Origin of the sequence: Nitratidesulfovibrio liaohensis, assembly GCF_011682075.1 — a bacterium.
Taxonomy (GTDB): Bacteria; Desulfobacterota; Desulfovibrionia; order Desulfovibrionales; family Desulfovibrionaceae; genus Cupidesulfovibrio; species Cupidesulfovibrio liaohensis.
The window spans coordinates 1-22,695 of record NZ_VSMK01000132.1; the positions used below are offsets into that span (position 1 = coordinate 1).

The 22,695-nt window shown below is 66.9% G+C and carries 17 protein-coding genes; all 17 read right to left on the reverse strand.

Annotation, left to right across the window (positions count from 1 at the left end):
* Positions 1-1,360 (reverse strand): sigma-54-dependent transcriptional regulator (locus tag FVW27_RS05705; protein ID WP_243838237.1); only part of this gene is annotated, 1,360 nt, incomplete at its 3' end.
* Positions 1,360-4,140, reverse strand: a complete 2,781-nt coding sequence (locus FVW27_RS05710; protein ID WP_167123486.1) for a c-type heme family protein — start codon at positions 4,138-4,140, stop codon at positions 1,360-1,362. The genes FVW27_RS05705 and FVW27_RS05710, both read right to left, overlap by 1 nt.
* A 201-nt stretch (positions 4,141-4,341) precedes the next feature.
* Positions 4,342-4,719, reverse strand: coding sequence for a hypothetical protein (locus FVW27_RS05715; RefSeq protein ID WP_167123488.1), 378 nt, complete (start codon positions 4,717-4,719; stop codon positions 4,342-4,344).
* Between the two features lie 59 nt (positions 4,720-4,778).
* The gene (locus FVW27_RS05720) at positions 4,779-6,518 is read right to left on the reverse strand and encodes a YeiH family protein (protein WP_167123490.1); all 1,740 of its coding nucleotides are present in this window, start codon (positions 6,516-6,518) and stop codon (positions 4,779-4,781) included.
* A 328-nt stretch (positions 6,519-6,846) separates the two neighbouring features.
* Positions 6,847-7,305 (reverse strand): Fur family transcriptional regulator, encoded by a 459-nt coding sequence (locus tag FVW27_RS05725; RefSeq protein WP_167123492.1) that lies wholly within the window; start codon positions 7,303-7,305, stop codon positions 6,847-6,849.
* 181 nt (positions 7,306-7,486) lie between these two features.
* Positions 7,487-10,393 (reverse strand): insulinase family protein, encoded by a 2,907-nt coding sequence (locus tag FVW27_RS05730; RefSeq protein WP_167123494.1) that lies wholly within the window; start codon positions 10,391-10,393, stop codon positions 7,487-7,489.
* A 310-nt stretch (positions 10,394-10,703) separates the two neighbouring features.
* A complete protein-coding gene (locus tag FVW27_RS05735; RefSeq protein WP_167123496.1) occupies positions 10,704-11,480 on the reverse strand; it encodes a GGDEF domain-containing protein in 777 nt (258 codons plus the stop codon).
* Between the two features lie 36 nt (positions 11,481-11,516).
* Positions 11,517-12,278: a hypothetical protein gene (locus FVW27_RS05740; protein ID WP_167123498.1), complete on the reverse strand. Its 762-nt coding sequence runs from the start codon at positions 12,276-12,278 to the stop codon at positions 11,517-11,519.
* A gap of 372 nt (positions 12,279-12,650) precedes the next feature.
* Complete coding sequence (locus FVW27_RS05745) at positions 12,651-12,965, reverse strand: isoamylase early set domain-containing protein (RefSeq protein ID WP_167123500.1); 315 nt, start codon at positions 12,963-12,965, stop codon at positions 12,651-12,653.
* 382 nt (positions 12,966-13,347) lie between these two features.
* A complete protein-coding gene (locus tag FVW27_RS05750; RefSeq protein WP_167123502.1) occupies positions 13,348-13,740 on the reverse strand; it encodes a hypothetical protein in 393 nt (130 codons plus the stop codon).
* 10 nt (positions 13,741-13,750) lie between these two features.
* The gene (locus FVW27_RS05755) at positions 13,751-14,035 is read right to left on the reverse strand and encodes a helix-turn-helix domain-containing protein (protein WP_167123504.1); all 285 of its coding nucleotides are present in this window, start codon (positions 14,033-14,035) and stop codon (positions 13,751-13,753) included.
* Between the two features lie 722 nt (positions 14,036-14,757).
* Positions 14,758-17,181, reverse strand: coding sequence for a methyl-accepting chemotaxis protein (locus FVW27_RS05760; protein WP_167123511.1), 2,424 nt, complete (start codon positions 17,179-17,181; stop codon positions 14,758-14,760).
* Between the two features lie 779 nt (positions 17,182-17,960).
* Positions 17,961-18,212: a hypothetical protein gene (locus FVW27_RS05765; protein ID WP_424991847.1), complete on the reverse strand. Its 252-nt coding sequence runs from the start codon at positions 18,210-18,212 to the stop codon at positions 17,961-17,963.
* Positions 18,209-19,417, reverse strand: a complete 1,209-nt coding sequence (locus FVW27_RS05770; protein ID WP_341806093.1) for a PAS domain S-box protein — start codon at positions 19,415-19,417, stop codon at positions 18,209-18,211. The genes FVW27_RS05765 and FVW27_RS05770 overlap by 4 nt, the downstream gene beginning before the upstream one ends.
* Positions 19,404-20,738 (reverse strand): PAS domain-containing sensor histidine kinase, encoded by a 1,335-nt coding sequence (locus FVW27_RS05775; RefSeq protein WP_167123508.1) that lies wholly within the window; start codon positions 20,736-20,738, stop codon positions 19,404-19,406. Before FVW27_RS05775 ends, FVW27_RS05770 begins: the two co-directional genes overlap by 14 nt.
* Positions 20,739-21,098: 360 nt before the next feature.
* Complete coding sequence (gene thiD / locus FVW27_RS05780) at positions 21,099-21,947, reverse strand: bifunctional hydroxymethylpyrimidine kinase/phosphomethylpyrimidine kinase (RefSeq protein ID WP_167123510.1); 849 nt, start codon at positions 21,945-21,947, stop codon at positions 21,099-21,101.
* Between the two features lie 319 nt (positions 21,948-22,266).
* The coding region (locus FVW27_RS05785) for a PUA domain-containing protein (protein WP_341806094.1) at positions 22,267-22,695 on the reverse strand (429 nt) is incomplete at its 5' end.

Consider the following 22,695-nt stretch of genomic DNA (forward strand, 5'->3'; position numbering starts at 1 on the left):
CTGTCGCGCCCGACGCCGTTCCACCGGGTGCCACCGGACCGCCCTGCCCCGCAGCCTGACCATCCCCCGGCGTGGCCGCAAACCCCGCCGTACCGGAACTGCCAGGATTGCCAGAACCGGCAGAGCTGCCCACCACGGGCTGCCGCGTCCGCACCCAGTCGCCCGTACGGCCATGCCCGCCTGCCGCCACATGGCGCACCGTATCCATGCCCAGCACATCGCCGCCGCTGAACAGGGTCAGCCTGCGCACCACGTTTTGCAGTTCGCGCACGTTGCCGGGCCAGTCGCGCCCGGCCAGATGATCAAGCACATCCGGCGCCACGGTCTTCTGCGGCAGGCCCAGTTCGTCGCAGGCATTGCGCAGAAAGGTGACCACCAGCAGAGGGATGTCCTCCACCCGTTCGCGCAGGGGGGGCACCCGGATGGTGACCACGTTGAGCCGGTAGAACAGGTCCTCGCGGAATTCGCGCGAGGCCATGCGCGCCTCCAGGTCCTGATTGGTGGAGGCCACCACCCGCACGTCCACGTTTTCCGTGCGCCCGGAACCAACGGGGCGGATTTCGCCTTCTTGCAGAAAGCGCAGCAGCTTGGTCTGGATGGCCTGGGAGATGTCGCCTATTTCGTCCAGATGCACGGTGCCGCCGTCGGCCATGGCGAACAGCCCCTTGCGATCGCGTTCCGCCCCGGTGAAGGCCCCGCGCACATGGCCGAACAGTTCGCTCTCCAGCAGGTGTTCCGGAATGGCCGGGCAGTTCACGGCCAGAAAAGGCATGGAAGCGCGCTGGCTTTGCCGATGGATGGTGCGGGCCACCATTTCCTTGCCGGTGCCCGATTCGCCCCGCACCAGCACCGTGTAGTCCGACTGGGCCACGGTGGCGATGGTGCGGCGCAGGGCCTGCATTGCGTGCCCCTGCCCCACCAGGTCGTCCCTTCCGGTGCCCAGCGAAACCACGTCGCGCAGACGGCGGTTTTCCGCCAGCAGGCGGCTGCGTTCCAGCCCCTTGCCCAGCACGCGGGCCAACTGGTCCGGCTCCACGGGCTTGGCCACGAAATCGTATGCCCCGGCGCGCAACGCCTCCACCGCCGTTTCAATGGATCCGTGCGCGGTCAGCACCACCACGCTCAGGTCCGGATCCTGCTCCAGCGCCATGGGCACCAGTTGCAGGCCGGTCATGCCGGGCATGCGCAGGTCGGTGAGCAGCACGTCCACGCGCTGCGCCCGCAGGCAGTCCAGTGCCTCCGCGCCGGAAAACGCCTGTGCCACCTCCACCCCGGGAAACAGTTCGGTGGCCAGCCGCGAAAGCCCCCGGGCGAAGTCCGGTTCGTCGTCCACGATAAGCACGTGCGGTCGGTGGGGCATCATTCCTCCCGGGTTGGGGCGTCGCCGTGCGCCGCCTGACCGGCATCCGGGCCGGATTCGGGGTTGAACGGGGGATTGGGCTGCACCGCGCCCGGAATGGGCGGGAACACCGGCACGGGTTCTGCGGACGGCATGGGGCCAGCGGGCGATGTGGGCCCGGCAGGCGATGTGGGACAAACGGCCCCCACCACCGGCAGGCGCACCGTGAATTCCGCGCCGCCAAGTTCGGCGCTGTCGCCCGCCGTCACGCTGCCGCCCGCGTCCACCACCAGGCCGTAGACCACGGCAAGGCCGAGACCCGTGCCCATTTCCTTGGTGGTGAAGAACGGATCGAACACGTCCTTGCGCAGATGCTCGGGCACGCCGGTGCCGGAATCGGCCACGGTGGCCACCACCTCGCCGGGATTTTCGCCCCGCCGCACCCGGATGCGCACCCTGCCATCGCCCGCTGCGGGCAGCGCGTCCAGCGCATTGAGCACGAGGTTGCTGAAAATCTGTTCCAGGGCCTGCTCGCCCGCCGTCACCGGGGGCAGGTCCGGCTCCGTCTCCGCCGTGACCGAGGCGAACTTCTTGGCCGCCTGTACCGCAAAGACCTCTGCCACCGAACGCGCCACCCGGGCGATGTCCGAAGGCGCGACCCCGGCGGCCTTGGGCCGGGCAAAGTTCAGCAGGTCGCGCAGCACGCGCTGGGCCTGACGGGTATGCCGCAATATCACGTCCAGGTCGGCCTGCTGCTGGGCATCGCCGGTATTGCGGCGCAGCAGTTCGGCGTAGCACAGGATGACCCCCAGCGGGTTGTTGATCTCGTGGGCGAGGCCTGCGGCCAGCTTGCCCACGGTGACCATCTTTTCGCTCTGGCTGACCTGCGCGAACATGCGCTTTTCCAGCGTGGTCTCGCGCACGTAGACCGCCGCGCGGCCCGGCTCGTCGGCCCCGCGCGCCAGCGGGTACAGATTGACCATGAACGAGCGCCCGCCGGGCAGCACCACCTCGCGCGATTGCGGCCCCTGTGCCGGGAGGGTCGAGGCGGTCATGGAACGTCCGGAGGCTCCAGTTTCAGCAACTCCGCCAGGTTTGCCAGTTCCGCCGATTTCAGCGGCTTGGCCTGGCGCACCGGCCCCACCAGATCCGCCGGTTCCACTGGCTCCGGCACCGGGCAGGCGTCCTCCGACGCCGCCACCCAGGGCGGCCAACAGGTCGCCAGAGGGCGCGGAACCGCCGGAAAGCTCCAGCGAAAGCCGCCGTGCCCCCTCGTTGGCGATGATCACCGAACCGGAACCGTCCACCAGGGCCAGCGGTTCGCGGATGCCCTCGAACACCGATTGCAGCACGTCCATGTGGCGCACCAGCCGGTCCAAGGCCGAAAGGTTTTCGGCCACGGTGCCAAGCTGCCGCCCCAGTGCCGCCAGCACGTCCAGGTTCTGGCGCGCCGCGTCGTCGGCATCGTCCCATTCCAGGCACAGCAAACCTTCCGCTGCTCCGGCCTGGGCTTCCACCGGCACGAAGATGCTGGCCCCGCGCAGCAGGGCGCACCCGCCGGTCAGCACATCGGCCAGGGGCACGGGCAGGTCGGGCCGCCGGTCGCGTTCCGGCCAGGCGTAGAAATTGTGCGAGGCAAAGGTGCACACGTAGGCGATGCGGCGCGCGCCGAAGCGCCGGGCGATCTGCGGCAGGGCGTAGCGCCACAGCTTGTCGCGGGTGCGCAGGCCGCGCATGTCCTCGAACAGCTTCACGAACAGGTCCACGTCGGCGCGGCGCTCGCCTGCCTCGCGCGAAAGCTCTGCGGTGCGCTCGTCCACCATCTGGCGCAGGTTGTCGGCGTAGCTTTGCAGGCGGGCACGGGCGTCGGCCAGGTGGTGGGCCACCTGCTCTATGCCGTCCACAAGCTCCTCGATCTCGTCGCCCTGTTCCAGCCGCGCGATGAGCGCGGCGGGCCTGACGCCCCCGTTTACGCCGTCGCCCCCGCCTGCTCCATCCGGTCCGTCTCCCCCCTCCGCTCCATCGGGCCCCTCTCCCAAAGTACGGCGGAACACCCCGGTCAGGCGGCGCAGGTTGCGCACCACCAGCACGCGAAACACCACGTTGGCCGAGGAAAAGAAGATCAGCGCGCACACGATGAGAAAGGCGAAATAGGTGGTAATGGACTGACGCAGGTGCGACACCGCGTCGGAAACGGGCACCCCCACGTAGTCCAGCCCGGCAATGCCATCCAGTTCCTGGCCAAACCCCCTGTCACCGTACATTTCCACCAGTTGCGGCGGGGCGTCCGCCGGGTCGCCATGGCAGACCATGCAGGGTGCGGAAAAGGCCACCGGACGGGCGATGACGTAATACTGCTTGCCGCCCACCGTGTCGTAGCCGGTCCACAGCGACTGTTCCGGATGCAGGCGGAAGTGGCTGATCAGCCCCCTTTCGTGGGGGGTGGCCTCGAAGGACGGGTTGCGCGCGCCCATGGCCACGCGGCGGTAGATGTGGCCCGTGCCGTCGCTGTCCATGCGATCCATGACCTGGCGCGAAATGTACGACGAGGACATGGCCTCGATGATGAATTCGCCGGGGTGGGTTTCCATCATGCGCGGGCGCAGCGCCTCGCGCACGAAGCCCTGGATGGCGTCGATCTGCGAGAATACCAGGTGGGCCTTGGCGTGCACCTCTTCTTCCAGCACCGTGCGCAGGTGCATGTACAGCACCGTGGCGAACAGTCCGCCCAGGCCGATGACCGCAACGGCCAGACCGGCAAGGAACTTGTGCTGGAGGGTGTGCGGCTTGGGAATGTACATGCGCGGGAACGACCGGAGGCACCGGCCGCCTCGTTGGGATGTGGGGATGCTCCAGCCTAGCCGCCGCCATGAACCCCGTCAAGGAACACCGGGGACCGCCGGAACGCACGGACATGCCGGACGCAGCGGATGCAGCGGGCGTGTCGGTTGCGCAGGCTCTCCTCGAAAAGCCATGGGCAGAAAGCTGGCGACGCCAAGACCTCAGTTGGCCGCGCCAGTCACGCCGACACCGCCAGACGCCCCAGATGCGGGTCCTGCAGCCACGGGCTTGCCGACCGGGCTGCCCGCCCCGTGCCCGCCGTCACGACCAGCCTTCGCGGCCCCCGTGGGTCCGGTGGGGGTAAAACGCCAGGTTGAGCGAGAGTTGATCTCCGCCTGTTGCGACATCTCAACGTCGGTGTAGTACAGTTGACCGCTGCGAATGCCATAGATGTCCTGAACCTCGCCATAGTGCTGCAACGCGGGCAGCTGCGCCACAACGCGCGGCCCGACAACGAAAAACAGCGCCCACAGCACAGCCACGGAAACGCCAAGGGCGGCAAGCCGCCCGATGAAGGTATGACCCAACTGTTGTTGCATGAAGGCTCCCGGAAGGTGGAGCCCGCCCCCGCGGATTGGGGCGGGCTCCGTCATGTCCCCTAGATCTTTGCGGTTATCTCGGGGAACACAATATAGAACATGATGTAGGCCATGGTCAGGGTAAGCACCAGGTTGAAGCTCTGGCCGCACACGTACAGGATGAGCGGCTTGCCGCCCTTGAAGTAGTGGGCCAGTTCGCGGAAGTTGGTGGCAAGGCCGATGGCCGTGAAGGCAAGGCAGAAGAACCAGCCACGCGCCGAGGCGGTAAGCCCCTTCAGCACGCCCTGGTCAAGCAGGGCCTTGCCCATGTCCGGACCAAGGCTGCCGCTGATCAGCGAGAAGATGATCGACGCAGCCAGGAAGCCCAGCACGAACTTGGGGAAGCGGTGCCAGATTTCGCCCACGCCCACGGAATGCCCCTCGCGGCATTCCACGCGGGTGCACCAGTACACGGCCACGCCGAAGGCGGTGACGCCGATCAGCACGTTCTGGATCATCTTGATGGTGGCGGCCACGTACAGGGCCTTTTCACCCAGGAAGGCGCCAGCCGCGGCCACCGCGCCGGTGGCGTCGATGGTGCCGCCCATCCAGGCGCCGCCGAGAATCTGCGGCATGTCCACGGCCTTGATGAAGGCAGGCATGGCGATCATCATGATGGCGGTGAACACCAGCGAAAGGCCGATGGAGAGGGTCAGCTCCTCTTTCTTGGCCCGGCACGCGGCAGCGGTGGCGATGGCGGCAGAGGTGCCGCACACGGACATGTCCGCCGAGATGACCACGTTCAGCGTCTTGGATTCCATCTTCAGGATGCGCTGGCCGAAGATGAAGGTGCTGATGAGCACGATGGGGGTGACCACCCAGGCCACGAAGATGCCGGGAATGCCGATGGCGATGATCTTGTCGAACAGCACTTCGGCGCCCAGCAGCACAAGACCGGTCTTGATGAAGTATTCCACTTCCAGGGCGGGCTTGATCCACTTGGGGGTGCCCACGGTGTTGGCGATGAGCATGCCGATGATGATGGCCCAGGCTTCGGTGCCTATGCCCCAGTACTTCATGGTCGCCTGGCCACCCATCATGGTGGCAAGGCACGCCACCACGAACACGCCGATGAAGCCCAGCAGGAAGCCGGGCACCGACTTGCCCATGAACTTCATGCCGATGGCGAAGAACAGGCCCATGCCCGCCATGAGCAGCGGCAGGCTGGTCAACAGGTTAACGGGCTTGGACTTGGCCTTGTCCGCGGCGGACTTGGCCTTGGCGGCGGCGGCGCGCCATTCGGCGATCTTGGCCGTGGCCCCGTCGTTCAGGCTGGCGTCGGCAAAGGCGGCGCTGGCTGCGGCCGTCTCGGCGGTCACGGCGGCGGCCATGGCCGCATCGGCCTTGGCCTTGGCTTCCACGGCCTTTTCGGCGTTGGCGGCGGCCTTGGCGTCGGCGGCTTCCTTGCTGACGACAAAGGAATCAAGCGGATTGCTGCTCCACCCGCCCGGCTTCTTCAGGAAGGCGGAAACGGCCTTGCCGGTGGGGCTGTCCATGGCCTTTACCTTGGCCTTGTCGTCCTGGGCCTTGTAGTAGGCGATGGTCTTGAACGGGGCACGCTGTGCCTCGGCGGCCATGACGGCGTTGGCCTTGGCGATCTTATCGCCGTATTCCGCCGGGGGGTTCAGCAGGTAGATGCAGATGCCCGCGATGATGATGGCGAAGCCGAGCCAGATGGCCCAGAAGTCTTCCTTGGTCCACAGGTCGGACAGGCGCGAGTGCCCGTGGTCGACGACGACGTTGCTGTCGTTGGTTGCCATGCTAAGGTGCTCCTCCTTGCGGTTTGCCGCCCCCGCCGGCAGTGCGGAGGGCGTGCACGCCCCCTTAATCAAGAGGCGTGCCAAACAACGGCCTGAGCACATGGCAAGCTATTCAAGCATGTTACAACTTTTACCCGCCAGCACTGGTGGAAACCTGTGTTTTCAGTGAAAACTCAAGTTTCCACACCGGGCTGCCTCCATGGGTATGCAACGCAAACGGGCCGCCCCAAGGGGCGGCCCGTGATCATGCGGTTTGATGCGGATGCATGACCGGTCTGGCGACCGGCAATGCGCTGGCGAAGGAAACGGCGGAAGGCCGGAGCGGCGCTCAGTCTTCGCGCGCGGGACGGCGCTTGCCGTCCGAGCGGCACTTGCCGCACACCCCGAACAGGTACATGCGGTGCGAGGTCAGCACGTAGCCGTGGCGACGCGCCAGGTCCTCCTGCAACCGCTCTATCTCGTCGTCCAGCACCTCGATATTCTCTCCGCAGGCTTCGCAGATGAGGTGGTCGTGGTGCTTGCTGCCGTACTTCTGCTCGTAGCGGGCCACCCCGTCGCCAAAGTGCACTTCCTTGGCCAGGCCGGAATCGCACAGCAGCTTCATGGTGCGGTACACCGTGGCCTGCCCCACGGACGGATCCGTGGCCTTCACCCGTTCGTACAGTTCCTCTGTGGTCAGGTGTCCTCCCGCGCCCATGAACACCTCTACGATGAGCATGCGCTGCGGAGTGACCTTCAGGCCGTTGCGGGCGATGTACTCGTGAAACACGTCTATGGCTTGCTTCATGGGTCTCCTCGCGATGTGGGGCGTGGTCTGGCTGTTCCTATACCGTGTACCCGACCAGCGCAACAGGGCCGTTGTGCTGGTGGGGCGACGGAAACCGGACCGGCCTGACCGGAACTCCTGACGCAGGATTTTCGTCCGTTGACTACCGACCGGAGTCAACGGACAAAAGGCCAAGTCAGGTCTAGAGGACGCGCTCCACGCGCCACCCCTTCTCACCCGCCACGCGCTCCAGCGCCGCGCCGCCCAGCACCGCCACCCGGCCCGTGCGGGCCGCCTCGGCCATGACGTCGGCCAGGGCACGGAAGTGGTCGTTGGTGGTGGACAGGATTTCGTCGCGCATCTGCTGGCGCGCCGCGTCGGTGTCACCCACCAGGCTGCGGTACAGCGCGGCGGAGCCCTTGGCGTCGGGCAGCATGTGCCTGTCCACGTCGCCGATGGCGCCCACGATGGCGTTGGCCAGCTCCGTGGGCGACAGCGAAACGCGGCGCAGATAGTCCGCCGTGGCGTCATACACGTCCAGCGTGGCGGCCACGTTGGGGTCGCGGTACGAAACCTGGGTCAGCAGGCCGCTGGCCCGGTCAAAGGCGCAGAACGCGCCGTACGCCCCGCCCTGCACGCGCACCCTGTCCCACAGGAAGGCCATGCGCAGGTGCTTGAACACCACGTTGGCCGAACCGTGGTAGGTGTAGCCAAGGCCGTACAGATCCGCCGCCTTGCCCACGTAGTTGACCTGGGCGGGCATGACCAGCGCCTCGGCCTCTGCCGCAACGCCTTCGGGATGCCACCCGTCGGTCTGGGCCGGGGCAGGCGCATCGGGTAGCGCGGCGGCAAGGGTGGCAGCCGGTCCGGACACAAGTCCCGCCACCTCGGCATCGGCGGTAAGGTTCATCAGGCAGCCGGAACGGCGCAGGACAAGGCCGCGCAGCGCAGCAAGGTCGGCCAGCACGCCGTCCCAGTCCTTTTCCATGCGTTCGGCCAGGGTGCGCAGGAAGGTCAGGTACGACACGCCGGTGGTTGCCTCGTCCAGCCAGCCCGCCGCGTTGTAGCCCGCGCGCAGCCGGGCCATGACGATGCCGTGGCCGGAGGGCACCAGCACGTGCTCCTGCCGGGCCTTTTCCTCCAGCACCATGCGCTGGAAGCGCTCGCGGTCGTCGAACTTCGCCTCCAACAGCACTTCGGACAGCAGGTCGTACAGCGCGGGCACGTTGTCTCGGGTGGCCTTGCCGTGCACCACCAGCCGCGCCACGGGCTGGCGAACGCCCAGGGTGGTGGCGAACAGGGTGTCCGCGTCCATGCCGCCGGTCTTGCGGGCGATGCGCATGCCAAGGTCCACGAAGTCGCGCTGCGCGGTGCCCATTTCGAACAGGGCGCGCCCGAACAGCGGAATGAGGGGCACGAGGCGCGCGGGCACGGCGGAAAGGTCGAAGGTGGTTTCGGTGTAGGCGATGCCCGAGGTGTCCAGATCGTGGAACAGCACGGGCACCGCGCCCGCCTGCCGGTCCTCGCTGGGAATGGGCCGGTTTTCCTTCGGCAGGTCTTCCAGCTTCAGGCCGGGGATGGTGGCCAGGGCTTCCAGGCTGTCCGGGGCTTCCTGCAGACTGCGCAGGGCGCGGGTTTCCTCCACCAGGGCCACGCGCTCGCACTGGCGCAGGCCTTGACGGTATGCCTCCAGCCCGGCGGCCTCGGCGGCCTCGCGCCGGTCGGCCAACTTGCGGTCCGGGGTCAGCAGCACCGTGGCCACATGCTGGTTGTCCAGCAGCCATTCGCGGATCAGCCCTTCGAAGTACCGTTCGCCAGAGGCAATGCGGGCCTTGATGGACGCCAGCGGCGCTTCCCATTGCAGCAGGGCCAACGGGTCGCCGTCATACAGCCAGGTGGTCAGGCTGCGCACCATCACCGCAAGCCCCACCGGGTAGCGACCGGAATTGTTCTCGCGCAGGGCGAATTCCACGCTGTTCACGGCGGCTTCCACGGCGTCGGCGGGCAGGCCGTCCTCCGCCAGATCGGCCAGGGTTTCCATGATCAGCATTTCCACGTCGGATGCGGTCTTGGGCTCTATGCCCTTGAGCCCCACGGAAAAGTACATCTGGCGCAGATCGCTTTCCAGGCCCACGCCCGCAACGTCCTCTCCCAGGCCCGATTCGATCAGCGCGCGCCGCAGGGGCGAGCCGGGCAGGCCCAGCAGGATGTGCTCTAGCATCTCGAAGGCGAAGTTGCGTTCCACTTCGGCGGTTTCGCACAGCAGCCAGTTCATGGTCACCATGCCCCGGTCGTCGCCCTCTGACGCGGCGTAGGGAATTTCGAGCATGCGCGGCGTGTCCGAGCGGGGCTGCAAGGGCACGGCGGAATCCGCCTCGATGCGGTCGAAGCGCGCCAGCACGGCGGCCAGGCAGGCAAGCCGGTCCTCTTCCGGGTCGTCGCCCCAGAAGAAGAAGCGGGCGTTGCTGGGGTGGTAGTAGGTGGCGTGGAAATTGGCGAACTGCTCGTACGTCAGGTCCGGGATGTGTTCCGGGTTGCCACCGGAATCGAGCCCGTAGGTGATGTCAGGGAACAGCGCCTGCTGCGACTGCTCGGAAAGGATGGATTCCGGCGAGGAATAGACGCCCTTCATCTCGTTGTAGACCACGCCCTTGTAGGCAAAGGGGCCTTCCGGCGCGTCGGCCTCGATGTGCCAGCCTTCCTGCCGGAAGATTTCTTCCGTGATGCGCGGAAAGAACACCGCGTCCAGATACACGTCCACCAGATTGCGGAAGTCCTGGAGGTTGGCCGAAGCCACCGGGTAGCAGGTCTTGTCCGGGTAGGTGAAGGCGTTGAGGAAGGTTTGCAGCGAGCCCTTCAGCAATTCCACGAAGGGTTCCTTGACCGGGTACTTTTCCGACCCGCAGAGCACCGAATGTTCAAGGATGTGGGCCACCCCTGTGGAGTCGGACGGTGGCGTGCGGAAGGTGACGCCAAAGACCTTGTTTTCGTCGGCGTTGCAGCAGGAAAGCAGTTGCGCGCCGGTAACGCCGTGGCGCCACAGACGGATGCGGCTGTTCAGTTCATGGACGGTGCGCTCGAAAACGAGCTCGAACCCGTGGGATTGCATGCGTGGGATTCCTCCGTAGGGGGATGTCATGGCTGGCGAGTCTGGGGCGAAGCTGGGGCGTGGCCGTGCGCGACCGTGTGTGGCCGTGTGTGGCCGGGATGTGCCCGGCATGTGCCCGGCATGGCGGAAATGGTCCGGTGCGGCACAAGGCCGGGACGGCGCGGGCAGAACCGCGCGGGTCCGTGCAATGCGCCACCACCCCGCAGCCCTGTACCATGAACATTTCGCGGCGTCATGGCAACCGGGACCACGCAGGCATCGGACGACCCAGCAGAGGCCATGCGGGCAGAACAAGGAAACCGGACCGACCTCAGGAGGTATCCAACTGGCCCTCGACACCGCCCGGCCATCCGGGTTCCACCCGGTCGCGCCCCAGCCCCTTGGCCCGGTACAGGGCATCGTCCGCCAGGCGGAACAGTTCCGTGGGACCGGTGACTGCCAGCCGTTCGGTGCTGGCTACGCCGATGGAAATGCGCACCGGAATGCGCGTGCCAGGCCCCACCAGGAAAATGCCGTCGCGCACGGCGACGCGCAGCCGTTCGGCGGCGGCCAGGGCACCCGCGCCGCCCACGCCGGGCATGATCACGGCGAATTCCTCGCCACCCACCCGCGCGGCCACGTCCTGGGCGCGCAGGCCCGCGCGCAGAATGCCCGCCAGGGTCATCAGCACCTGGTCGCCCTCCTGGTGGCCCCAGGTATCGTTGACCTGTTTGAAATGGTCCAGGTCGAGCATGAGCAGCGAAAGATCGGTTCCGTCGCGCAGGTGCCGGGCAAACTCTGCTTCCAGCATCAGCTCGAAATGCCTGCGGTTGTACAGCGAGGTCAGGGGGTCAACCAGGGTCAGCCGTTCCAGGCGCTGTTCCTTGCGGCCCAGGTGGTAGCCGAACACGGCGAACACCAGAACCCCGCCCACGGCCATGTACACGTTGAGCAACAGTTCATAGTCGGGGTGAACGGGCGTGAGATCGAACAGCCAGCGCAGCGCCTGCCAGCCCAGCGGCGCGCCAAGCCCCAGCGCGGCCCCCTGGACAAGGCGCAACAGCCGGGCCTTTGGTCGTTGCGCACCGCCCCCGCCGTTGCCCGCCATGATCCACCCCCTGCGTTGGCTTATGCGCCCCCGCCCCTAGCGCATGTAAGAACGCGCAATGCGAAACACGTCGTCGTAGCCCAGCCGGGCCTTGATGCCCAAGGCCAGTTCAACCGACATGGACATCTTGTCGCGCACGTCGTCCAGCAACACCTGTTTGTGCTTCTTCAGCCACTTGCGCACGAAGGGCGCGTCAAATCCATCGGCCACCAACGCCATGCCGTCGGCAAAAAAGCGCGAGCCCAGATGCTCCAGGAAGGGACGGCAGGCCATTCTGCCATGGTGGCGGGAAAGCAGGACGTAGAACAGCAGGGCCACGACAAGCCTGTCGTCCTGCAAGCGGTGGGACACGTCGAAGAACCGTTCGGCGGGGGGTTTTTCCCCGGCCTGACGCAACAGTTCCTGGGCGTAGCCCAGTGCCTTTTCGGTGGTGATGGGTGGGACGGGATAGAGAGCGGCGATGCGGGCCATGGTGCGCAGGGGGTTTTCGCCCGCGGCCACGTCCAGGACGGCCACGCGCATCAGGTCCAGCCGCCGGTTCAGTTCGCCTCGCAACAGGTCACCCCGTGCGGCGGCACAACGGCGCACTCGGTCTTCGCCCATGTCGCCGCTGAAGGCGATTTCCAGCAGATGCCGCACGAAAGGCTCGGAGGTGAACTCCGCCTCCTGGTCCACGCCCTTGAAGTTGCGGCGGTTGCCCACCAGCTTCTTCAGGGAAAGCCAGTAGGCGGCCACCCCTTCCATGGGCATTTCGAGCAGGTCGAAATCCCTGATGCTTTGCGCTGCGGTTTGCGACATGGACCTTCCGCCCCTGCATGCTCGCGGCGACCCGCCCCCCGGCTGGCTCATTGCAACAATGATATAACCGTTTCGGGAGGTTGACAAGGAGAGCCGTGAAACATCGCCGTCATCGCGGGAACTTCCCGGCGGGGCGAAGCGACAGCATCCACGAAAAGGCACGCGTTGTGTTGGATGCGTGACCACGGAGCGCGCGGGCGTGCAGTAGCCTTGCGGGGCTGGCCGCCGGTCACGCGCGGCCCCCCCCCCGGACGGCATGGGCGAGGCGAGGGAGAAGGAGACGGCAGGCGCACGGCATGACCACCCGGCGCACCGGCGAAGCAAGGGTGGCCCTGCCGAGGCGATATCCGGGGGACCCGGATCAGGATGTCACTACACGCTGACCAGCGAATTGTCGGTCCCCGCGAAGGGGCAATACTCGTAGCTGTCGGCCCGGCCATCGTTGAGCCAGCCGGAAGCGCCACCAGCCAGCAGGTAGCGGAAGCGGTATTCGCGTCCGGTCTCCAACTCCACCTCGGCGGTGAAGCCGCCGTCCTTCATGCGGCGCATGGGGGTGGCCCGCTCGTCCCAATCATTGAATTCGCCCACGATGTAGACTTCGGTGGCCTGTCCCACCTCGTCGGGTTCGAGGCGAAACTTCACCTTGCAGGCGGGCCTGCTCTTCAGGAACTGCTTGGTCAATGCCATGGTTTTCCTCCATGGTGTCCGGCGCAGATCCGGACACTGTCGTCATAAGGATACCCGTACATTGTTACAGGAACATTATAACTCGAAAAAGGCAACCCCGGAGAAAGGCGGATCCGGAACCATGAGGGGCGAGGGTTTTCCGCCGGGACACCCTGCCGCGCCACGGCATGCAAGGCGGGATGCCCCGCTGTTTCACCCGCGCGCGGGACATGGGGGCGCCGGAGCGATGCATCTCCTCGCGCAGGACACTAAGGCCCCTGCCCGCAGCCCCATCCGCGCCTGCCCGAGCGGGCGCGCGCGCCCCAAAAAATGCGAAACGCGCACCCTCCGGCCCCTGCCGGAAGGTGCGCGCACGAAATTCGCGCCAGAGGAATGGCCGACCCTAACCGTTGGCGGCTTTCAGCGTCTCTTCCACGCTGGCCAGCAGGGCCGCGTCGGACGGGGCGGCATCAAGCCCGCACAGGCCACGCACGGCCAGCAGCAGCATGTCGAGCTGCATGGACATGTCGCAGGCGCCGTTGTTGATGACGCAGCGGTCACCCTCCACGCGCAGGCGGTAGGCGCGGCGGCTGCGCGCGGCTCCGCTGCCGGAGACGATGTAGTAGATCTGCTCGTTGTCTTCGGTGACGTAGAGCTTCTGGCGGGTAAGCACGCCGGTCTCGTCGTCGTACCACGAGCATTCGGAGAACAGGCGCCCCTTGAACGCGATATCGTGGCCCGCGTCGTTGCGCAGCGAAATGTCTTCCATCGCCCTGCAGGTCATGTCCGAACCCATGCGCGCCTCCTCACGATGTGGGAAGGGTTAGCTGTCGGGGGCCTTCCGGCTTCTTCGCCTTGCTCGGCGCCGGTCGTTCCGCGGGCGGCACATCCGCCGGGGATTCTCCGTCGCCGAACAGCGCGCCGCCGCCCTGCGCGGTCCAGAAGGCTTCCAGGTCACTGCGCGAGATGCGGTAGCCGCGCCCCAGGCGGGCAGCCCGCAACGTGCCGTCCTTGATGGCGCGGCGAAGCGTCTCCTTGTGACAGCTCAGGAGATCCGCCGCTTCCGCAAGGGTGAAGGTGGTCTTGGCCATTCGCGCGTCCTTACGCATGCATGGCGCCCAGGGCACATGCAGACTCTGCGGGCGTACGGCCCGCTTCGGCGCTTACTGGCGCACCCCGTGCCCTGCAGGCACGCTGTGCACCCACCATCCGGCACTCGCAATCGGCCGTACGCCGCGTGCTCTCGCGGCGGGCAGCCACCCGCCATGCCTCCCCCGGCGCCGCATGGCGGCCCCGCATGGTCCGTCGGGAAGACCGGAATATTCCGGCCTGCGCCCATCTCTTCGTCGGACTAGCACCGACAATCAACTGGTGTCAACAATAGTCCACTCCGTGCGGCCACGCACCACCATTATTTACCCAGGACGGTCCGCGCCGCCCTACGCCGCGCCACGCTGCCCAAGGCAACGAAAGACAGCGCAAGGCTGTCATGACACGAACGCGATCGCTCCCGCCCGTTCACTCCTATGGGCACTCACCACACACTGTGGACGCCACCACGAACGGCAACCATGCACCCATCGCCACTGCCGACCACGCACGGACATTGGTGCAATCCCGATTGCGTCTGACCCGAACACGTCCGGTTCAGACTCGTCCGGTTCAGGCACGCACGCCGGGCCGCACTCTTCCGTTCCGCGCCGCTCGAGGTGTCCAAGGTGTCCGAGACACCCGGGGCTCCCCAATCCCAGGACGCGAAAAGGCCCGCCCCCTTGCGGGAGCGGGCCGTGTTGCATCATGCATCGCGCGGGCGTCAGCCCTGCACGATCTCGCGCAGGCGCGCGGCCAGCGCGCCAAGATCGTTGATGGCCCGTGCCGCTTCTTCCATACGCCGGGCGGTGTCGTCGGACAGGTCGCTGACCTGGGTCACGCTGCGGGTTATCTCCTCGCTGGCGGCGGACTGTTGCTCTGCCGCCGTGGCGATGGACGTGACCTGGGCCGAGGTGTCGTTGACCAGCGCCACGATCTCGCGCAGCGCCTCGCCGGAACGGCCCGCCAGTGAGGTGGCGTTGTCCACGGCACCGGCCACCTCTTCCATGCTGGCGATGTTGCGCGTGGCCCCGGACTGGATGGTTTCTATGGACCGGCGCACTTCCTGCGTGGCGTTCATGGTTTTTTCCGCCAGCTTGCGCACCTCGTCGGCCACCACGGCAAAGCCGCGCCCGGCATCCCCGGCGCGGGCCGCCTCGATGGCCGCGTTCAGGGCCAGCAGATTGGTCTGGTCGGCGATGTCGCTGATCACATTCATGATCTGGCCGATGCCCTCGGCCTGCCGCCCCAGTTCGCCAAGGTTGCCGCGCAGCACGCCGGTAAGGTTGCTGACCTGGCCGATGGCGGTCACCGCCTCGTCCACCACCCGCGCGCCTTCCTGGGCACGGGCCTGGCCGCTGTCGGCCTGGCGCGAGGCGTTGGCGGCGCTGCGCGCCACCTCCATGATGGTGGCGTTCATCTGTTCGATGGCGGTCACCGATTCGGTGATCAGCCCGCGCTGGTTTTCGGTGCCGCGCATCACGCCTTCGGTCTGGCTCTCGATGGCCCCGGTGGCGTCGGCCACCTGCCCGGCCACGGAGACCAGTTCGGCGTTGACCTTTTCCATGCGCTCCATGTGGGCGTGCAGGTCGCGTTCCTTCATCACCAGTTCGGAAACGTCGCTGGCAACTTCCAGGTACCCGGCCTTGTTGCCGTGGCAGTCGCGCACGATGTCGCCGTAGGGGCGCACGAAGCGGGTCTGGCCAAGGATGTTCAGCTCCACGATGTCCGCCTCGTACCGGCCGCCGCGCTGCATGGCCTGGTTGATGGGGCACTTGGAGGTGCCGCAGATGGAGGCGTTGAAGATGGAACTGCACTTGCGGCCACGCACCTTCTCGCCGTCGTCCACCCCGGCGATGCGCGCCACGGCGGTGTTGGCGAGGATGATGTTGTAGTCGTCGTCCACGGCGAACACGGGGTCGGGAATGGCGTTGACCACGTTCTTGTAGCCTTCCACCGAGCACAGGATGTCCTCGATCTTGCCCATCAGCCGGTTGAACCACCGGGCCAGTTGGCTGATCTCGTCACGGCCCGCGTCGTTCAGGCGGTCGTTCAGGTTGGCGCGGTCCTCGGTGATGTCGCGGATAAGCGCCACCACGCGCGACACCGGCGTGGTGACGAAGCGTGACACCAGCACGGAGAACACAACGCCCGGCACCACCAGCAGCGCCAGCAGCGCCCCCAGCATGATGCCCGAGAAGCGTTCGAAGATGGCCGTGGCCCCGCTGATGTTCGAGGTGTGCACGAACACGCCCACCTGCTCGCCCCGGTAATCCTTGACCGGGAAGGCCACCAGGGCGGTATCGCCGCCCTCGGCGGTGCTCAGCCCGGCCTTTCCGGCGGCCAGCAGTTGCGGGGTGACCAGCGCGGCGGCGGGAATCTGCGGATTGCCCGCGGCGAAGATGAAGTCGTTGCCCACGCGCGGGTACTTGGTCGTATCGCTCATGCCCTGGGCCAGCGACCCCAGAGAGGCGTTCATGTACAGCAGGACGTCCTCGCCTTCGGCGCTGGAGGCGATCTTGAGCAACGGCGCGAACTCGATGAGCACTTCCACCGAACCGATCTGCTTGCCGTCCGCGCCCTTGACCGGCGAAACGCCGCGGATGTCGAAGCCGCCGCGTCCCACCTCGATGCCCTTCATGGGCTGGCCGGTGCGGTTCACGTCCACCACCGTCTTGCGGAAGGAGGAAATGTCGTCGGAAACGTCGATGTCCTGCCCGTCGCGCTTGATCTGCTTCTTGCTCCACAGCCGCACCAGACTGCGCCCGTTGGGCAGATGGAAATGCAGCTTGAACTTGCGGCCCGTCACCGCCTCGAACGAGGCAAGGTGCGCGGCAAGCTCGTGGCGCAGGGCTTCACGCGCCTGCTGCGCCATGGGATCCTTTTCATCGTCTATCTTGCCGGAAAGCGCCGTGGCGTAGGCCGCCTGCACTTCCGGCAATTGCGAAAACAGCGCGGCCTGTTCCAGGGCTTGCGCTGCCAGCAGTTCCACCGACTGGCTCACCTCGTTGGCCTTGGCCCGCGCCATCTGGCGTATGAAGACCCCCTTCAGGTCCGTCAGTTCGTCCGCCAGAAACCAGTATGCGCCGCCGCCCAGCAACAGAACCGACAGTGCGAAAGGGAGAAAGAGTTTTTGCCGAATGCCCATCATGCCCCCCATCTGGGTGATTCCGCGCGCACCCCCGTGCGCGCGGTAGAACTAATGATCCTACTTGCCATATCGGAAAAAACAACTGGACGTTTAGATCGTGAAAATAAGAACTATCGTTCCGGACTTACCCGCTCCGACCCAAAAGCCATCGCACGCCATCAACGCCCCCCCGCACCGATGCAGCAAGTTTGCCACCATGATGGCATTGCGTCCACGTCATGAGCCGATGTTATAGTTTGTGCGGCTGCGCACACCATGACACAGTACCCAGCCTGCCGCCGCAACAAGGCATTGCCCTGCGCGACAGTGTCGACAAGATATCCGGCACACGCACCATGAGTGCGCATTGTCATCCGGGCAGGAAACTATGGATACAACACGATGGCCCGAGGGGTGAACGGACGCCCGTCCCGGGGCATTTGTCGGTATACGGAAAGGGAAATTGCGCGGGCTGGCGCGACCGAGGCAGGCGAGGCGAAATGCCAGCCCGGCAGGCACCGGGATGAGCGGCAGTTCATTATCGGGAGGGGGGAAGGCGAAGACGCCGGGGCAGCGGTGAAAACGCCAGATGGCCGTGGCGGGACGGGGGACGAACCGGCTGGAGGCGGTACGGTGGGAGACGGAAAGGCCGTCCCCCCTCGGCCCGGCTCAGTCCGGCTCAGTCCGGCTCAGTCCGGTTCAGTCCAGTTCAGTCCGGTTCAGCCATGCTCAGATGTTCGGCCCCTTTCCCTCCTGGCCCGTCCTGCCCAGCTCAGCCCAGCCCTGCCCAGTCCTGCCTAATCCGGCTTGAAATGGGTATCGTAGTCCGGGGCCAGGCAGTCCAGCGTGCCGCCCATCATGGCCCGGAACTTTTCCTGGGGCGGCACCTGCGGCGCGTCCGCGTGCTGGCATTCGGCCTGGCCCAGGCTCATGCGGCGCGCCTCATCCAGGCTGCGGTATTCCATCACCCCGCAGAAGACGCATTTCAGATGCGTGGCCCGGCGCGTGCAGTTGCAGTCGATCTTGGCGAACTGATGCTTGCGCATCATACCCCCCGTCGTCCGGCCATGTCCGCCCGGACGGCAGGCCCTTCGGAAGCGGTGAGGCACCCGTCCCCATCGCTGCGCAGTACCAGTACCGCGCCGATGACCGTGCCGTCCGGCGCCCGGTAGGGCGAAACGCTGCACACGCACGGCTCGCCGCCGGGCAGCAGGCGCACGGGGCCGGACTGGAGCCCACCCTCGCGCAGAAACCGGTCGAGGGGCGTGGGGCCGCCGTCCTCGGACACGCAATCCGGGCAGCGCACCATGACCGTGCCATCCTCCTGCCCCGCCATGTCCGCCAGTGCCGCCGCTTCCGGATGACCCGGCCCGCACATCTGCCGCACCCACGAAGCGTTGGCCATGATCACGTTGCGCTCCAGGTCCAGCAGCACCACATGGTCGGGCATGGCGTCGATGGTGCTGCGCAGGATGCCAAGGGTGGTACGCCAGCGCTGCTCTGCCTCGATGCGGGCGGTGACGTCGATCACGATGCCCTCGTAGTGCCGCAGTTCGCCCGCCCAGTCGTATACGGCGGTGCAATGTTCCGACACCCACAACAGGTCGCCGTCGCGGCCGTATACCTGCGAGACGAAGCCCGTCACCGTGCCTTCGGCCCGCAGACGGGCCAGCAGTTCCTGCCGTCGGCTCGGGGCCTCGTAGATCTGCGCGTCCATGGAGCGCACGCCGGAAACAAGATCGCCCGGCCCGGACCAGCCCAGCATTTCGGCAAAGGCGCGGTTGGACACCAGGTAGCGCCCTTCCGGGTCCGCCATGTAGATGCCCACCACGGCGTTGTCGAAAATGGAACGGTAGCGCTGCTCGCTGTCGCGCAGCCGGGCATGCAGGCGGGTATGATGGCTCACGATGCGCAGGTTCATGCGCAGGGCGTCGCCGGTGACCGGCTTGGACATGAAGCCAAGCGCGCCGCTGCCCGCCACCTGTTCCATGAGTTCGTGGTCCGTGGCCTCGGTGGCGCCGGTAACCAGAATGACCGGAATGTCGAAATCCGCGGTAATGGCGCGGGTGGCCTCCACGCCGTTCATGTCTCCAGCCAGCCAGATGTCCATGAGCACGGCGTCAGGCCGCTCGTCGCGGGCCAGGCGCACGGCCTCCTCGCCCATGGCGGCGGGGCCGATCACCACATGTCCCTCGCGAACCAGCAGCCCGCACAACAGGGCCGCGCCAACGGCGTCGTCCTCAGCGACCAGCACGCGTAGCGGCTGCGTCATCGCTCCCCCATGCTGTTGCGTCGCGCCCGCGCGCTTCGCCGTTGTCGTTCCACAGCGGGCCTTCGCCGGGGGCCTGCCCCTGCTCGCGCGCCCACGTGGGTGCAAGGCCCGGTACGCCGTCGCGCGTGTCGCCGGGCGCATCTGGGATATCGGGCTCCATGCCGTTGAAGGCATTGCGCGGCAGGCAGACCCGAAATTCCGTCCCGCCCGAAGGCGAGGTTTCAAAGCCCACCCGGCCCTTCAGGTAGTTCTGCGTCAGCAGGCGGATGCTGTAGGTGCCAAGGCCCCGCCCCGCCCCCTTGGTGGAAAACGAACGCTGGAATATCTGGCGCTGCACGTCGGGCCGGATGTAGCCGGGGTTGCGCACCCTAAAGGTGACGCACTCGCCGTCGCAGTCGCAGCCAAGCACCACCTCGCCCTGCTCGGGGGTGGCCTCCAGCGCGTTCTTGACCAGATTGCCCAGCACCCGGCCCAGCAGCGTGGAATCCGTGACCATGGCCGAGTCCGCGACGCAGGACAGCACGGTAAGGGCGCGCCCCCGCGCCGCCTCGTGCCCGGCGTACAGGTTGGCCACGTCGCGCAGCAGTTCCACCCCGTCCACCGGATGCGGGTCCACGGGCAACTCGTCGGTCTCTGCGGCCAGCAGCAGCTTCTGGGTGACGATCTCTTCCACCAGCGCGTTGGAAAAACGGTGCAGCAGCATGGTGTCGCCGCGCAGATCCAGGGGCACTTCTTCCAGGATCATCTGGGCCAGGTTGCGCAGCCCGCCCGCCGTGTTCAGGATGTCGTGGAAAAAGATGCGTTCCAGCGCGCGGCGCCGCTTTTCGTGGCTGATGTCGTTGATGGCGAAAATGATGAATCGCTCTCCGTCCCGGTCGAACGGCGTGGCACAGACCTTCAGGTCGTAGGCCAGCACGTCGTCGCCCTTGCGCTGGGTGATGCGGCATTCCTCCACCCTGCGCTCGTTGCCCAGGGCGCACAGCACCGCCTTTACCGCCCCGCATTCGCGGCACCCGTCCGCCGTGCCGCAACCGCCGGGGCCTTCACAGGCGTTCTCGCAGTGGAACAGTTCGCCGGGGCGCAGCCCCAGCAGATTGGTGCCGTCGGACAGGGACAGCAGTTCCAGCAGGTTGCGATTGACGAAGACGATCTGGCGGTGCCGGTTCAGGATCAGCACGATGTCCGTCACCGAATCGAGCAGGCTGATCAGGGTGGGATCGCGGAACAGCCCGGCCTGGCGCAGCAGGTCGGCGTCGGGCGAGCGCTCTGCGGGGGCGTGGAACGTGGGCAGGGTCGGGGTCATGCGTGGTCCTGTGGTGGCGTTCGGGGTGGCGCCGGATGCGGGCGGAAGGGCGCACGATGGGACCGGACGTGATCGAAGCGGGTCCAGGCGAGGCTTTCGGGCCGTGCGAAGGCCGAAGCGCCGGGCAAAGCCTACCCCAGGTCCATGATATTTCCAAGCCGGCAGGCAGGGGGGGGCTCCGATGGCCAGACGGGAAACACCGCCGGACAATGCCGCCCCTACCATGAAAATGCAAAGGGCCGCCCGGAAGGGGCGGCCCGAATATCTGGAACCGTGCTGACGTGCCGACGGCCAGCCATGCCAGACTGAACGGGCGAAAACGCCGACGCCGGGCCGGATGACGGGCTGTCGGCAATCCCGCTAGAACTCCCGCAGGGTCAGGGGTGCGGCATGGTTGGGCGGGCCGAAGCCCCGGCCCGGAGTGTAGCTTTCGCGCAGGCACAGGTTCAGGTAACGCTGGGCGCGCTGCACGGCGGGCAACAGGTCCATGCCGAGGCCAAGACAGGTGGCGATGGCGGCGGACAGGGTGCACCCGGTGCCATGGTTGTTGGGGGTATCCACGCGGGGCTGGGAAAGCGCGATGATCTCCGGTGCGCCGTTCGGCGCGGTGCCGGGCAGGCCCAGCCAGTCCACCAGGTCGCCGCTGCCCTCGAAGTGGCCGCCCTTCAGCAGCACCGCCTTCGGCCCCATGGCCAGGATGCGGCGCACCGCCTCGCGGGCGTCGCCTTCGGTGGTGATGTCCATGCCCGCCAGCATTTCGGCCTCGGGCCGGTTGGGGGTCAGCAGGTCGGCCAGGGGCAGCACGCGGCGCACCAGGGCCTCTACGGCGTCTTCGCGCAGCAGGCGGTGCCCGCTCTGGCTCACGGACACCGGGTCCACCACCAGCGGAAAGTTCTTGCGGACGTCCAGCACGTCGGCCACGGCCTCGATGATGGGCGCGGAAAACAGCATGCCCGTCTTGGCTCCGGCCACGGGAAAGCCGTCCAGCACGGTGGTCAGTTGCAGCGCCACGAACTCCGCGTCCGGGGCGTGAATGCCGGTGACGCCAAGGCCGTTCTGGGCCGTGAGCGCGGTGATGACGCTCATGCCGAAGCCGCCGAGGGCGATCATGGCCTTCAGGTCTGCCTGGATGCCCGCGCCGCCGCCGGAATCGGACCCGGCGATGGTCAGGATGCAGGGGGGCGTGGCGTGCGGTGCGTGTACGGTCATGCGGGGTTCCATCCTGGCAGCGAAACGGTGTGGTGAAATCCTCGCGCGAAGCGGGTGATCGAGAGCAGAATTCGCTTTTGCGATGTGCGACGCGGGCATGCTGCTCGCGGAATCCGTCTTTTTACGCCGGGCTGCGTCAGATTTGTCTTTTTGTGCTCACGTACACAAGTACGCTCCGCGCAAAAAGTCAAATCTTCCTTGCCCGGCGCAAGAAACCGTAATTCCTTGCATCCTCCCCGCACCAGCCAGCCGCGCTGCAAAGCCCGCGCGGCAAACAGGGAAAAACGCAACCCCATTCCACTGAAAAGGAACTTAGCAACTATACCACGGCATCCAGCAACAGGTTGTCGCGGTGAATAACCTCGGGATAGTGCGCATCACCCAGGATGGCCGCCACCTCGTGGCGCTTGTGGCCCATGATGCGCCGCAGTTCCGCCGCCGCGTAGTTGGAAAGTCCCACCCCGATGACCGTGCCGTCCTGCGCGGCAACGCGCACCAGCGCGCCGGAGCCGAAGCCCCCTTCCACCGCGCACACCCCGCCGGGCAGCAGGCTTTTGCCGCCCTGCAGCAGGGCGCGGGCAGCGCCCTCGTCCACGGTGACGGTGCCTGCCGGATCCGACTGGTAGGCCAGCCAGTACTTGCGGCGCGAAACGGTGCGGGCGTCGGCGCGCACCCAGGTGCCGATGGCCTCTCCCGCGAAGGCGCGGGCCAGCACGTCGGGCTCGCGGCCCGGCACGATGAGCGTGGG

Excerpts from the sequence above, each read along its gene's own strand:
- FVW27_RS05710 (WP_167123486.1), bottom strand. The coding sequence starts at position 4,140 with ATGTACATTCCCAAGCCGCACACCCTCCAGCACAAGTTCCTTGCCGGT.
- FVW27_RS05715 (WP_167123488.1), bottom strand. The coding sequence starts at position 4,719 with ATGCAACAACAGTTGGGTCATACCTTCATCGGGCGGCTTGCCGCCCTT.
- FVW27_RS05720 (WP_167123490.1), bottom strand. The coding sequence starts at position 6,518 with ATGGCAACCAACGACAGCAACGTCGTCGTCGACCACGGGCACTCGCGC.
- FVW27_RS05725 (WP_167123492.1), bottom strand. The coding sequence starts at position 7,305 with ATGAAGCAAGCCATAGACGTGTTTCACGAGTACATCGCCCGCAACGGC.
- FVW27_RS05730 (WP_167123494.1), bottom strand. The coding sequence starts at position 10,393 with ATGCAATCCCACGGGTTCGAGCTCGTTTTCGAGCGCACCGTCCATGAA.
- FVW27_RS05735 (WP_167123496.1), bottom strand. The coding sequence starts at position 11,480 with ATGGCGGGCAACGGCGGGGGCGGTGCGCAACGACCAAAGGCCCGGCTG.
- FVW27_RS05740 (WP_167123498.1), bottom strand. The coding sequence starts at position 12,278 with ATGTCGCAAACCGCAGCGCAAAGCATCAGGGATTTCGACCTGCTCGAA.
- FVW27_RS05745 (WP_167123500.1), bottom strand. The coding sequence starts at position 12,965 with ATGGCATTGACCAAGCAGTTCCTGAAGAGCAGGCCCGCCTGCAAGGTG.
- FVW27_RS05750 (WP_167123502.1), bottom strand. The coding sequence starts at position 13,740 with ATGGGTTCGGACATGACCTGCAGGGCGATGGAAGACATTTCGCTGCGC.
- FVW27_RS05755 (WP_167123504.1), bottom strand. The coding sequence starts at position 14,035 with ATGGCCAAGACCACCTTCACCCTTGCGGAAGCGGCGGATCTCCTGAGC.
- FVW27_RS05760 (WP_167123511.1), bottom strand. The coding sequence starts at position 17,181 with ATGGGCATTCGGCAAAAACTCTTTCTCCCTTTCGCACTGTCGGTTCTG.
- FVW27_RS05765 (WP_424991847.1), bottom strand. The coding sequence starts at position 18,212 with ATGATGCGCAAGCATCAGTTCGCCAAGATCGACTGCAACTGCACGCGC.
- FVW27_RS05775 (WP_167123508.1), bottom strand. The coding sequence starts at position 20,738 with ATGACCCCGACCCTGCCCACGTTCCACGCCCCCGCAGAGCGCTCGCCC.
- thiD (WP_167123510.1), bottom strand. The coding sequence starts at position 21,947 with ATGACCGTACACGCACCGCACGCCACGCCCCCCTGCATCCTGACCATC.